Origin of the sequence: Pseudomonas rhizoryzae (assembly GCF_005250615.1) — a bacterium.
Lineage (GTDB): Bacteria > Pseudomonadota > Gammaproteobacteria > Pseudomonadales > Pseudomonadaceae > Chryseomonas > Chryseomonas rhizoryzae.
This window is the reverse complement of record NZ_SULM01000003.1, coordinates 76,605-88,225: the sequence shown is the minus strand read 5'-3', so window position 1 is coordinate 88,225 and position 11,621 is coordinate 76,605. Positions and strand designations below refer to the sequence as shown.

13 protein-coding genes are annotated in these 11,621 nt (G+C 64.8%); 4 read left to right on the top strand and 9 right to left on the bottom strand.

All coding sequences use genetic code 11. The features are described 5' to 3' along the window. Positions 1 to 10: 10 nt before the first annotated feature. Genes FAZ11_RS04975 through FAZ11_RS04965 form a run of 3 tightly spaced genes read right to left on the bottom strand, consistent with a single transcriptional unit; the run spans position 11 to position 2,691 of the window. The gene (locus FAZ11_RS04975) at positions 11 to 805 is read right to left on the bottom strand and encodes an ABC transporter permease (RefSeq protein WP_058768537.1); all 795 of its coding nucleotides are present in this window, start codon (positions 803 to 805) and stop codon (positions 11 to 13) included. A 3-nt stretch (positions 806 to 808) separates the two neighbouring features. Next, positions 809 to 1,675, bottom strand: coding sequence for an ABC transporter permease (locus tag FAZ11_RS04970; protein ID WP_058783144.1), 867 nt, complete (start codon positions 1,673 to 1,675; stop codon positions 809 to 811). Further along, positions 1,672 to 2,691 carry an ABC transporter ATP-binding protein gene (locus tag FAZ11_RS04965; RefSeq protein ID WP_058773632.1) on the bottom strand — a complete coding sequence of 340 codons (1,020 nt, stop codon included), beginning with the start codon at positions 2,689 to 2,691 and terminating at the stop codon, positions 1,672 to 1,674. The genes FAZ11_RS04970 and FAZ11_RS04965 overlap by 4 nt, the downstream gene beginning before the upstream one ends. A 238-nt stretch (positions 2,692 to 2,929) precedes the next feature. On the opposite strand from FAZ11_RS04965, the gene FAZ11_RS04960 reads away from it, so the two are divergent. After that, a complete protein-coding gene (locus FAZ11_RS04960) occupies positions 2,930 to 3,760 on the top strand; it encodes an IclR family transcriptional regulator (RefSeq protein ID WP_058773633.1) in 831 nt (276 codons plus the stop codon). Positions 3,761 to 3,766: 6 nt separating this feature from the next. Here the strand turns inward: FAZ11_RS04960 and FAZ11_RS04955 are convergent, their stop codons facing one another. After that, positions 3,767 to 4,234: an RNA methyltransferase gene (locus FAZ11_RS04955; protein ID WP_007160503.1), complete on the bottom strand. Its 468-nt coding sequence runs from the start codon at positions 4,232 to 4,234 to the stop codon at positions 3,767 to 3,769. A gap of 96 nt (positions 4,235 to 4,330) precedes the next feature. Here FAZ11_RS04955 and FAZ11_RS04950 point away from each other — a divergent pair, with 96 nt between their 5' ends. Beyond that, positions 4,331 to 5,074, top strand: coding sequence for a class I SAM-dependent DNA methyltransferase (locus FAZ11_RS04950; protein ID WP_058773634.1), 744 nt, complete (start codon positions 4,331 to 4,333; stop codon positions 5,072 to 5,074). Between the two features lie 6 nt (positions 5,075 to 5,080). Here FAZ11_RS04950 and FAZ11_RS04945 read toward each other — a convergent pair whose 3' ends face one another. Beyond that, positions 5,081 to 5,839, bottom strand: a complete 759-nt coding sequence (locus FAZ11_RS04945; protein ID WP_058773635.1) for an SDR family oxidoreductase — start codon at positions 5,837 to 5,839, stop codon at positions 5,081 to 5,083. 218 nt (positions 5,840 to 6,057) lie between these two features. Between FAZ11_RS04945 and FAZ11_RS04940 the strand changes: the two genes are divergently transcribed. Beyond that, positions 6,058 to 6,933 (top strand): LysR family transcriptional regulator, encoded by an 876-nt coding sequence (locus tag FAZ11_RS04940; protein WP_137279169.1) that lies wholly within the window; start codon positions 6,058 to 6,060, stop codon positions 6,931 to 6,933. A 258-nt stretch (positions 6,934 to 7,191) separates the two neighbouring features. On the opposite strand, the gene FAZ11_RS04935 is transcribed toward FAZ11_RS04940, so the two are convergent. From FAZ11_RS04935 to FAZ11_RS04925, 3 genes are all read right to left on the bottom strand, one after another. After that, a complete protein-coding gene (locus tag FAZ11_RS04935) occupies positions 7,192 to 7,656 on the bottom strand; it encodes a GNAT family N-acetyltransferase (RefSeq protein ID WP_058773637.1) in 465 nt (154 codons plus the stop codon). Between the two features lie 55 nt (positions 7,657 to 7,711). Continuing rightward, entirely contained in the window at positions 7,712 to 8,845 is a 1,134-nt protein-coding gene (locus tag FAZ11_RS04930) for a GGDEF domain-containing protein (RefSeq protein ID WP_058773638.1), read from the bottom strand. A gap of 300 nt (positions 8,846 to 9,145) precedes the next feature. Continuing rightward, a complete protein-coding gene (locus FAZ11_RS04925; protein WP_081320044.1) occupies positions 9,146 to 9,586 on the bottom strand; it encodes a BRO-N domain-containing protein in 441 nt (146 codons plus the stop codon). A gap of 173 nt (positions 9,587 to 9,759) precedes the next feature. Between FAZ11_RS04925 and FAZ11_RS04920 the strand changes: the two genes are divergently transcribed. Then, positions 9,760 to 10,185 (top strand): transcriptional regulator, encoded by a 426-nt coding sequence (locus tag FAZ11_RS04920; RefSeq protein WP_058768528.1) that lies wholly within the window; start codon positions 9,760 to 9,762, stop codon positions 10,183 to 10,185. 285 nt (positions 10,186 to 10,470) lie between these two features. Here FAZ11_RS04920 and FAZ11_RS04915 read toward each other — a convergent pair whose 3' ends face one another. After that, positions 10,471 to 11,514, bottom strand: a complete 1,044-nt coding sequence (locus tag FAZ11_RS04915) for a hypothetical protein (protein WP_058773640.1) — start codon at positions 11,512 to 11,514, stop codon at positions 10,471 to 10,473. Positions 11,515 to 11,621: the final 107 nt, after the last annotated feature.

Sequence of the window (11,621 nt, the reverse complement as noted above, 5' to 3'; positions counted from 1 at the left end):
TCTCGGTCGTTCATTGTTTGCCCACCAGCACGCGATCCAGGCCATAGATGCGGTCGAGCAGGATCATGGTGGCCGCGGTGAGGGCGATCACCAGGGCCGACACCGCCGCCATCATCGGGTCGATGGATTCGGTGGCGTAGACGTACATCCGCACCGGCAGGGTCTGGGTCGCCGGGGAGGTGACGAAGATCGACAGGGTCACCTCGTCGAAACTGTTGATGAAGGCCAGCAGCCAGCCGCCGGCCACCCCGGGCAGGATCATTGGCAGGGTGATGCGGCAGAACAGCGTGGTGCGGCTGGCGCCCAGGCTCTCGGCAGCCTGCTCGGCGCTGCGGTCGATGCCGATGGCGGCGGCGATCACCAGGCGCAGCACATAGGGGGTGATCACCACCACGTGGGCCAGCACCAGCCAGCTGAAGCTGCCGTTCACCCCCAGCAGGGCGAACAACCGCAGCATGGCCACACCCAGCACCAGGTGCGGGATGATGATCGGCGAGAGGAACAGGCCGTTGAGCAAGCCCTGGCCGGGAAAGCGATAGCGGGTGATGGCCAGCCCCGCCGGCACCGCGATCAGCGTCGCCAGGCTGGCCGACAGCGCCGCCAGTTGCAGGCTGTTGTAGAAGGCGGTGAGGAAGTCCGCCCGCTCGAACACCGCGGCGAACCAGCGCAGCGAGAAGCCGGCGGTGGGCAGGCTGAGGGTGTTCTCCGGGGTGAAGGCCACCAGGCAGACCACCACCAGCGGCGCCAGCATGAAGACCATCACCAGGGTATGGAAGGCGAGCCCGAGCGGGCCGTTGCGGGTCATGGGTCAGACTCCCAGGGCACGTTGGTAGCGGCGTTCCACCAGGCGATTCCAGCCCAGCATCACCAGCAGATTGAGCAGCAGCAGGGCCACCGCCAGGGTGGCGCCCATCGGCCAGTTGAGTTCGGCCAGGTACTGGTCGTAGATCAGGGTGGCGACCATTTTCAGCCGGCGTCCGCCGAGCAGGCCGGGAATGGCGAAGGAACTGGCGGCCAGGCCGAAGACGATCAGGGTTCCGGAGAGCACCCCGGGCATCACCTGGGGCAGCACGATGCGCCGCAGCACCGTCAGGTGGCTGGCGCCCAGGGACAGCGCGGCCTGTTCGGCGGCGGGGTCGAGTTTCTGCAGCGAGGTCCACACCGGGATGATCATGAAGGGCAGCATCACGTGGGCCAGGCCGACGACTACCGCGAAGGGGGTGTAGAGCAGCTTCAGCGGCCGCCCGCCCAGGGCCACGATGGCCTGGTTGACCAGGCCATCGGCGCCCAGGAGCAGACTCCAGCCGAAGGCGCGCACCACCACCGAGATCAGCAGCGGCGTCAGCACCAGGATCAGGAAGATCGAGCGCCAGGGCGCGCCCATGCGACTGAGGACGATGGCCTCCGGCACCCCGATCAGCACGCAGAGCAGGGTGACCAGGGCGCTGATCCAGAAGGTGCGCAGGAAGATCTCGTAGTAGTAGGGGTCGCTCAGCAGCGCCAGGTAGTGGGCCAGGGTGTAGCTACCTTCCTTCACCCCGGTCTCGTAGTCGAAGACGTTGAACGACAGCACCAGGGTCAGCGCCAAGGGCAACAACAGCAGTACGCTGAACAGCACCAGCGCCGGTGCGCTGAGCAGATAGGCGCGACCGGTGCCGCGCAGCAGGGTGCTCATGCGGCGGCCTCCGCGGCTTCCAGGCGGCGCAGCAGAGCGTCGTCCCAGTGCAGCCCGACGTCCTGGCCCTCGTCCAGCGGCGGCTGGCCATCGTTGCTGCGCAATACCGACAGCTCGCCAAGGGTGGTCTCCAGGCGGTACAGCCACTGGCTGCCAAGGAAGAAGCGGGTCAGCACCCGCCCTTGTAGACGCCCCTCACCAGCAGGGCGCAGCTCGATCTTTTCCGGCCGCAGCGAGATCGCCAGGGTGCCACCGGCGGCGATCTGCGGCAGGCCTTGGGCATCCAGGCTGCCGGGCAGCAGGTTGGCCTTGCCGACGAAGTCGGAGATGAATCTGTTGCGCGGGTGCTCGTAGAGCCGATAGGGCGCATCCACCTGGGTGATGCGCCCGGCCTCCATCACCACCACCCGGTCGCTGATGGACAGCGCCTCGGACTGGTCGTGGGTCACCATCAGGGTGGTGATGCCCACCTCGCGCTGGATGCGGCGGATCTCGAACTGCATCTCTTCGCGCAGATGGGCGTCCAGGTTGGACAGCGGCTCGTCCAAGAGCAGCACCGGCGGGGCTATCACCAGCGCCCGCGCCAGGGCCACCCGCTGGCGCTGGCCACCGGAGAGTTCGCGCGGATAGCGCTCGGCGTGCTGGCCCAGGTGCACCAGGCCGAGAGCTTCCTCGACGCGCCGCGCCAATTCGGCGCCCGCCACCTTGCGCATGCGCAGGCCGAAGGCGACGTTGTCGCGCACCGTCATGTGCGGAAACAGCGCATAGCTCTGGAAGACCACCCCCAGACCACGGCTGGCCGGCTTGGCGTGGGTGATGTCCTGGCCGTCGAGCAGGATGCGTCCGCTGCTGACGTCGACGAACCCGGCGATCATCTGCAGGGTGGTGGTCTTGCCGCAGCCGGAGGGGCCGAGCAGGGAGACGAATTCGCCGCGCTCGATGGCCAGGGTCGAACCGGTCACCGCGTAGCTGTCGCCGTAGCGCTTGCTGAGATTGTCGAGAGTCAGGAAAGCCATGGCCGCAATGCTCCTCCGGTCGCGCCCACGCAGACGGCGGGCAGGGTGTGGGCAGGGCGAAAGACAGCCTGGAACTGGACGTTGGCGCTCGCTCGAATGGCGGCGTCCGGTGATTGTGAGTATCGCCCTATGGACCCGAAGGTAAGGGCGATCTAGGATGCCGGACAAGCAGGTTTTTCACTGATCGAACTATTTTTCTGAATTTATTCACTCAGTGAAATTTAAAGGAATTATCGAGATGGAAAATTCCACAGAGAGTAAGGCTACCTCAGGCGAAGCAGGTGTCGGCGCCATCAGCCGGGTGTTCGCCGTGGTGCGCGCCCTGAGTGAGGGCGATCCCGAAGGCGAGAAGGTCACCCGCCTGGCCGAGCGCGTGGGGCTGTCGCAACCCACCACCCACCGGCTGCTGCGTGGCCTGGTGGAAGAGGGCATGGTCGAGCAGTGCGCCCGCAGTAAGAGGTATCGGCTGAGCCTGGACTTCTTCGCCCTGGCGGCGCGCGCCGGCCAGGTCGGCAATCTGCGCGACCTGGCGCGGCCGAGTCTGCTGCGGCTATCGGCCTCCCTGGGCGACTCGCTGTTCCTGCTGGCACGCAGCGGCTTCGACGCCATGTGCTTGGATCGCAGCGAAGGGCCCTATCCCATCCGCACCTTCACCGGCGACATTGGCGGACGCGTGCCCCTCGGTGGCGGCCAGGGCGCCCTGGCGATCCTGGCCTTCCTGCCCGAGGAAGAGCGCGAAGAGGTGATTCGCTACAACCTGCCGCGCCTGCGCGACGCCCATCACTACGACGAGGTGTTGCTGCGCGCCGAGATCGATAACGTCCGCCGCCTGGGTTACGCCGCGCGCAACACCGGGGTGCTGGAAGGCATGGCGGGGCTGGCCGTCCCCATCCTCGACCGCAACGGCCGGGCGGTGGCGGCCCTGAGCGTGGGCACCCTGAGCGAGCGTCTCAACGCCCAGCGCCTGCCCACGGTGATCGAATTGCTCAAACGCGAGGCGGGCGTGATCGCCGCACGCATCAACCCCTTCGATCCGGTGCTGCGCCGGCCGACTCAGGGGTTTGGTTGAAAAATCTTAGAACAGTGGACCGGAGCGGGTGTTATTGCCCTTCGCCAGCCGGTCATAGAGCACCACGTTGACCGTGGCCGCGAGATTCATGCAGCCCTGGGTGGGGATGTACACCACGTCCTCGCACCAGTCGCGCAGCTCCTGGCTCAGCGAACCGTCCTCGGCACCGAACAGATAGAGGGCACGATCGGGATGAGTGTACTCGGGCAATGGCCGGGCGCCGTCCACCAGCTCCACCGCCACCGGCACGCAACCCAGCGGCAGGATGCGGCGCAGGTCGTCGATGTTGATCAGCGGGATGTCCTGGTGGACCTTCTTGGTGTCGGTGACGAAGTCCTTGGCACGGTCGTAGCGGGTGCCGGTATAGAACACCGAGGCCACCCCATAGCAGCCTGCCGCCCTCATGATGGACCCGACGTTGGACGGCGACTTGGGGTTGCTCAGGCCGATGCAGGCATATCTCTTGTTGCTCACGTCAGGGGACTCTGGTTAAAACGCCAGTATAAGGGTTCGGCCATTACGAAAACCGACTAAGATGCGCGCCCGCGTCCCCCGCCCCGAGCCCCTGCGATGTCCGCCACCGCCCTCTACACCGACCTCTCGGCCTACTACGACCTGCTCTGCGCCGACATCGACTACGGGGCCCAGAGCCAGGCGGTACTGCGCCTGCAGCGGCTGTTCGGCAACGGCGGCACCCGCCATCTGGATCTCGCCTGCGGCACCGGGCCCCATGTCAGGCATTTCCTCGATGCCGGCTTTCAGAGCAGCGGTCTGGACCTCAATCCGCCGATGCTGGCCCAGGCCGCACTGCGCTGCCCGGAAGCGCAGTTCTCCTGCCAGGACATGTGCGCCTTCGAGCTGGAGCAGCCGGTCGATCTGATCACCTGCTTTCTCTACTCCCTGCACTACAGCGGCAGCCTGGCACGGCTCCAGGCTTGCCTGGCGCGGGTCCAGGCGGCCCTGACCCCGGGCGGCCTGTTCTGCTTCAACGCCGTCGACAAGCGCCGTATCGACAATGGCTCCAGCGTCGGCCACAGCGTCGAGCGGGCGGATGGTCACTTCAATTTCGCCTCTGCCTGGCACTACCCAGGCGAGGGCGAGCGCCAGCAGCTCCGCCTGCGCATCGAGCGCCACCACGCGGGTGAGCGCCAGACCTGGCAGGACGAACACCCCATGGTGGCGGTGGACTTCCCCGAACTGCTGGCGCTGCTGGAGCCGCGCTTCGAGGTCCAGGTGCTGGAGCACGACTACCAGCGCATCGAACCCTGGGACGGCGAGACGGGCAATGCCCTGTTCGCCTGCGTCAAACGCTAGAGGGCGTTAGTGGGCGTAGGCGTGCATCCCGCCATCCACCGCGATCACTTCACCGGTGAGATAGCGCGCCAGTGGCGAGGCGAGAAAGGCCACCAGATAGCCTACGTCCTCCGGCTCGCCGAAATAGCCGATGGGGATATGGCGGTCGATAAAGGCCTGGCGCGCCGCGGGCGTCGGGTGCAGCCGCTGCAGGATCTGCTCGGAGTTGATCCGCCCCGGGGCGATGGTGTTGACCGTGATGCCCTCAGCCGCCAACTGACTCGCCAGGCCCTTGGACCAGAATTGGATCGCGGCCTTGGCCGCTCCTGAAGCCCCGACTTCCCGGGGTTCCATCGAGCCGCTGAAATTGACGATGCGTCCCCAGCGCCTTTCGCGCATCCCGCCTAGCAGCGCCTGGGTCAGACGGCGGGCGGAAGCGAAGTTCAGATCGAAAGCCTCCTGCCAGAGATCGTCCCCCGCATCCAGGGGCAAATTGCGGTGGCCACCAGCGGTATTGACCAGGATGTCTACCCGGCCCAATCCCTGTTCGGCTTCCCGCGCCAGGCGCTGGATGCCTTCGGCGTCGGTGATATCCGCAACGATCACCAGCGGCTTGGGATGCCCCGCTGCGGCTATCTCCTCGGCCAGTTCCTCCAGGGCCTCACGCCGCCGCGCGGTAATGGCCAGCCGAACGCCTTCCGCCGCCAGGACCCGGGCGACACCAACGCCTATGCCCATGCTGGCGCCGGTGACCAGCGCGGTACGCTCGTGCAGTTGCAGATCCATGATCGATTCTCCAGAAGTTAGGGCTTTCGTAGGTTGGGCTGAGCACAGCGAAGCCCAACAGTCGTGTAGGGTGGAAAACGGCGCAGCCTTTTCCACGCGGCTGGCTGAGCACCGCAGTCCAACAAGGTCATCGCCGCTCAGCACACGGCTAGCCTCACCTAGCACCCAGATGAGATAAACGCCGCTAAAGTGCGAGGATTCCTCATCAGGAGTGTGGAATGGATCTGCTCGACAGCATGCAGGTGTTCGTCGCCGTGGTGGAACGCGGCAGCCTGGCCGCCGCCGCCCAAGCCCAGGGCATCTCACCGACCATGGCCGGCAATCACCTACGCGCCCTGGAAAAGCGCCTCGGCCTGCAATTGCTGGTGCGCACCACCCGGCGGCAGCGGCTGACCGCCTTCGGCGAGGGCTACTACGCCCGCTGCCGCGAGATTCTCGCCCTGGTCGCCGACACCGACCGCCAGGCCGAAACCCAGCGCCTGGCCCCGGCTGGCATCCTGTGTGTCTCCGCACCAGTATCCTTCGGCACCTACGGCCTCACGCCACGACTCGGGGATTACCTGGAGCGCCATCCCCAGGTCACCCTCGACCTGACGTTGAGCGACAGGGTGCAGGACTTGGTAGAAGAGGGCATCGACATCGCCATCCGCATCGGCGAACTGGCCGACTCCTCCCTGGTGGCGCGATCGCTGGCACCCTATGTGGTGTGGTGCTGCGCCGCACCGGCTTACCTGGCGCGCCGCGGCACTCCGGAGCGACTGGCCGATCTGGAAGCTCACGACTGCCTTGGCATGGACCCCCGCGCCCTGGCCCAATGGCGCACCCAGACCGGCGCCACCTTCGGCCCACTACCACCCGGCCGCCTGCACCTGAGCAACGGCCCCGCCCTGCGCCTCGCCGCCTTGCAGGGCCTCGGCATCATCCTCCAGCCGGCTTTTCTGCTACAGGACGACGTCGCCGAGGGTCGCCTGGTACGCCTGTTCCAGGGGCAGGAACTCACCCGCCCGCTGAATGCGCTCTATCCCCAGACGAGATGGCGGTCGGTGACAGTGAGGAGTTTCGTGGAGTTTCTAGTGGCGGAGTTCACTCCGTAGCCTGGAAAACGGCGCAGCCTTTTCCCCTGGTCGCCAGCAACCCTGACCCCAAGATCCGCGTGGACAAGCTTCGCGTTGTCCACCCTACCGCCCAGGCTCCGTAGCGTGGAAAACGGCGCAGCCTTTTCCACTGATCACACCCCTGTGTGACCCCAAGACCCCGCGTGGACAAGCTTCGCGTTGTCCACCCTACCGCCCGGACCCCGTAGCGTGGAAAACGGCGCAGCCTTTTCCACTCTCACCGATTCATCGTCAGCCTTATGGCTCCATCGTCACCAACCGCTTCTCCATAAACACACTCAACGGATCATCCCGATACCCACCAAAAGGCCCGCACCGCTCGTAGCCCGCCGCGGCATACAACGCCAACGCCTCGGGTTGGTAAGGACCGGTCTCCAGCATCGCCCGCTCGCATCCTGTCGTGACCGCTTCAGCCTCCAGTCGAGCGAGCAAACGCCTACCCAATCCCTGGCCCCGCGCTGCCGGGCTCACATACATCCGCTTGATCTCACCATAACCGTCATGCAACACCATGGCCCCACAACCTAAGGCGCAGCCGCTCTCGTCACGCGCCACCATGAACAACACGTTCGGTTGCAGCAGCGATGCGAGATCCAGGGCGTAGCGACTCTCCGGCGGATAAAGCCCGTCCTGATAGGCGTCCAGCTCGGCGATCAGGGCGATCACCTCAGGTTGATCGGGGGATTCGAGGGCGATGGGCATGGCGACTCCGCTCGGTAAGTCGCTCAAGCCTAAGCGATTATCCCGCCGTCACCCATCACCCCGCACTGATCCGCAGGCCATCCCGCCCGCCACGCTTGGCTTCGTAGAGCGCCCCATCACCGCGCTCCAGCAAAGTCGCCAGGCTCTCCGGCGGCTGGTCGAACAGTACGGCACCAATGCTCAGGGTGATCGGCTCGGGCGTGTCGCAGCGTTGTGCAGCCAGGGGATTGAAGGCTGTGCGCAGCGTTTCCGCTAGGCGCATCACCTCGGCCTCGCTCGTCTCGGCCAGCATCACCACGAATTCGTCACCTCCCAGCCGCGCCGCCAAGGCGTACTGGGGCAGGGTGGTGCGCAGGAGGTCACTCGTGGCGATCAGCAGCTCATCACCCGCCGCGTGGCCGTGCAGGTCGTTCGCCAGCTTGAAGTTGTCCAGATCGATCAGCAACAGGGCGCCTGGGCACTCGGGTGTCGCCTGGCCGAACAACGAGGGTGCTTCCGCCTCCAGGGCACGGCGATTGTAGAGTCCGGTGAGAGGATCGCTGCCGGCCAGCTGCTCGATACGGCGCTCGCGGCGATAGCGCACCGTGCCAGTCATCGATAAGGCGATCAGCATCACCGCCATCACGCCTTCCACCAGGGAAATCTGGATGATCGCGCCGCGATAGGATTCCAGATTGATCAGGGTCCCGGGCGTCAGCGGCGGAATCGTCTTGGCGAAGTAGAAGAGTCCGTGGGCCAGCAGGACCAGGCGCAGTTGTCGCTCGCCCGCATGACGCCGCCGCAGCAGCAGGCTCGCCCGCACCGCCAGGACGCCGACCATCAGCGATTGCGCCACCAGCATTACCTTGGACCACCAGGGCTGGCTGGGCAGTAGCAACAACCCCAGCCAGATCAGCGCGAAGGCCCACCAGCCCAGGCTCAGGCGACGCCCGGTAAAGCGGGCCACGCCAAGCAAGAAGAGACCGTGCACGAAGATCAGCAGACCATTGGCGAACCAGATTCCTACCAGCACCTGCCCCTGGCTGCGCAATAGGGCGAGCGTGCTGCCTACGGAAATGAGGGCGAAACCCGTGCTCCAGTACAACAACGCCGACTCGCGCACCGCCCGCCACTCGACGGCCAGATAGCCGGCCGCAGCGGCCGCCAGGGCGATGGTGAGGGTCAGCATGGTAGGGGCATCGAGTGCCATGGGCGGGGCGAACCTTTGCAACGGGCAAGAGCGGTCAATCACTGACTGGAACGGTGCCAGGCGACCTCAGACCGAACGAAACCTGACGGATAAAGCCAGTTTAACCCCTGTGAGCGCTCCGTCTGACGTCTGATATGCTGCGTGCGCTATGGAGTCTCTGGGAAAGCTGCCCCGCCGATAGCGACAGGCTGAGTATATCTATCGGCTGAAAAGACAGGCTCTTGAAGAGATTCGCTGGAGACGGGCTGACCCGCCAGGCGTGAGGTGACGAAGCTGAAGGTGCTGGCTACCGCAGCCTGTTCAACTCGGCCGGCCGAGGCGCAAGCGCGGCCCGAGCGCCTCGGCGACGTCGGACAGCTTCACCCAGTACTGGTCGCGCCAGCAGAGACGGATGAGTGGCTGGGCGTCGACCGTTACCTGGCCTTCGCTAGGCAGCAGGAGACGGCAGAAGAAGCGGTTCAGGCAATCGTGTCGCAGCCATTCCTCGAAGCGTTCGGCGTGTTCGCTGGAGCTGCCGATCAGCAGACGCATCGTGTTGGGGAGGTCGATCAGCATAGTGGGCCGATCGCCGCTACCCAAGTGGATGCCGTTGCGGTTGCAGTGGACACGCATGGCCTCGAGCGCATCCGGATAACCCAACACCTTGGCCACGTCGCGGCAATCGAACCAGAGCTGGCCATCGAAGAACTGGTAGATGCGCAGGGGACGACCGGCGAAGTGCATGAGATGAGACGTAGGCATTCCATTACCTCCGTAGCCAAGATAAGGCGGAAGACTATCCGCTTGCACGTGGGAGATCCCCGGTCTAGACGCTGGGAAAGCACCTCTGTGAGCTCGAATGAAATCATGAATTTCATTTTTTGCGCAATCGAATGTTCAATGTGGAGCTGAAGCGGACCTTAACGTCCGCCTCCATGAACGATAAAGCCGACTTCGCCCAGCGCCTGCGCAACGCCATGCTCGCGGCCGGTTACCCCGACCGCCCCGCGGTCCTGGAGCGCGAATTCAACTCCCGTTACTGGGGGCGCTCCGTCACCTTCCAGGCGGTCTCCCGCTGGCTGCGCGGCAAGTCCATCCCCGCCCAGGACAAGCTCCAGGTCCTGGCCCAGTGGCTGCAGATCGAACCCCAGGTCCTGCGCTTCGGCGAACAGGCGCAGACCGCGATTCGCGAAACCCGGGGCAACTGGGAAACCCCCGAACTCTATCCCGAACGCGAGGCCATCGAGGCCTTCCTCAAACTGCCGGCGGAGCAGCGCAAGGTCGTGCGCGACGTCATCCTGGCCTTCGTCAAGGCCGGCCCCTCCCAGCCCGTCGCCAAGGGTGGCAAAGGGAAGGCGTGATTTCGGCCAAACGGGGCGCAGCGGGGTACTAAGGGCTCAGTGCCTTCCGCAGCAGGATCTTGCCAGAGCACCTCTCGCCACCATGGGGCCATCCGCAAATTACGGCATGCCAGCCTTGCGTAGGGTGGAAAACGGCGCAGCCTTTTCCACGTAGACGCTCCGATCGAGCACCCCTGGCGGACAAGCTTCGCGTTGTCCCTCCTACGCACATTCAGGCGCTCGCTATGGTCTTGCCCGCGACTAGCCGTGGACCGAGGTATGGCGAAGGCTGAACCTCATCTTCGCCTAGGGCTTCACCAACGCCCGAATCGCCGACGCCGGCAACCGCGCCGTACTGCCATCCGCCAGCCGCAGCACGAAGGCCTCACCCAACGACCAGACCACCTCCACATCCTGCAGCACGCACTGCTCGTTGGTGGGCAGCAACTTGGGCTGCTCCTTGGCGCAATAGGAGGCATCCAGCACGATGGCCTTGGCCTGGTAGTTACCCAGGCCTAGCGTCTTCACCATGGTCTCGGGCAGGGTGGTGAGCACACCGCCATAGCCGGCCAGAAAGAGCGCGAAGAACAGGGAAAACATCAGTGCTGCATTCCAGCCGGCGATGAACACCATGGACGTCATCGTCACGACGAAGCTGATAATGAAGGGGGCGATGGCCAGAGCGCCCCACTTGAGCAGCGGCTGCCAATCGCTCACCAGCGGATAGGCCTGGGCCAGCATCCAGACAATGAATAGGCCGACGACCATCGTTGACAGGTAAGCCTCCCAGACGAACTTCAGGAAGCTGAAGCGGCGCAAGTCGAACAGGCCTTGTACGGCAATGCCCGCCAGTAGCGTGATGGGAATAGGCGCAAGAAAGGCAACGCTGGTGAACAGCTCAGGATCGACGAAGAGGATGACCGCATCGCTGAACCCCGCCAGCAGATAGGGTACGAAGAACACCAGCGTCATCAACAGCATGATCTTGCGAAAGCGCCCCTCGCCGCGATAGGGCAGGGCGTAGGTGATGTCTTCCTTGATCGCCGGCGTATTGATGAAGCGGTAATAAACCCAGGCCCCAGGCAGGAACAGCGCGGCAACGAAGGCGCCAATGGTCAGAAAGCCCAGGCAGGCAGCCGCCAGCAATAGCGACGAAAACTGAAAGAGATCGAAGCTGGGATAGAAGTGATTACGGGCGAAATAGGCCAGGAACATCCCGAAGCCCAGGGCCGGCGGCAGTACCTTGGCCAGGAGCGAAGCATGACGCCGCAAGACGGTGCCGGAGAATTGGAGGATGAAGTCGAAGACGGCATCCGTATCAGTGGCGGGTTGGTCGGTCCAGCGGGGCATGGGTTCGTCCTTGACGACTATGGCGCTGCATTAGGCTTTCATGTGTAGAAAATGGTGACGTTTTTTCGAGATAATAGATGCTAGCACGTAGTGACGAAACAACCTTT

Coding starts and splice junctions, on each gene's coding strand:
- FAZ11_RS04975 (WP_058768537.1), bottom strand. CDS start 805: ATGACCCGCAACGGCCCGCTCGGGCTCGCCTTCCATACCCTGGTGATG.
- FAZ11_RS04970 (WP_058783144.1), bottom strand. CDS start 1,675: ATGAGCACCCTGCTGCGCGGCACCGGTCGCGCCTATCTGCTCAGCGCA.
- FAZ11_RS04965 (WP_058773632.1), bottom strand. CDS start 2,691: ATGGCTTTCCTGACTCTCGACAATCTCAGCAAGCGCTACGGCGACAGC.
- FAZ11_RS04960 (WP_058773633.1), top strand. CDS start 2,930: ATGGAAAATTCCACAGAGAGTAAGGCTACCTCAGGCGAAGCAGGTGTC.
- FAZ11_RS04950 (WP_058773634.1), top strand. CDS start 4,331: ATGTCCGCCACCGCCCTCTACACCGACCTCTCGGCCTACTACGACCTG.
- FAZ11_RS04945 (WP_058773635.1), bottom strand. CDS start 5,839: ATGGATCTGCAACTGCACGAGCGTACCGCGCTGGTCACCGGCGCCAGC.
- FAZ11_RS04940 (WP_137279169.1), top strand. CDS start 6,058: ATGGATCTGCTCGACAGCATGCAGGTGTTCGTCGCCGTGGTGGAACGC.
- FAZ11_RS04935 (WP_058773637.1), bottom strand. CDS start 7,656: ATGCCCATCGCCCTCGAATCCCCCGATCAACCTGAGGTGATCGCCCTG.
- FAZ11_RS04930 (WP_058773638.1), bottom strand. CDS start 8,845: ATGGCACTCGATGCCCCTACCATGCTGACCCTCACCATCGCCCTGGCG.
- FAZ11_RS04925 (WP_081320044.1), bottom strand. CDS start 9,586: ATGCCTACGTCTCATCTCATGCACTTCGCCGGTCGTCCCCTGCGCATC.
- FAZ11_RS04920 (WP_058768528.1), top strand. CDS start 9,760: ATGAACGATAAAGCCGACTTCGCCCAGCGCCTGCGCAACGCCATGCTC.
- FAZ11_RS04915 (WP_058773640.1), bottom strand. CDS start 11,514: ATGCCCCGCTGGACCGACCAACCCGCCACTGATACGGATGCCGTCTTC.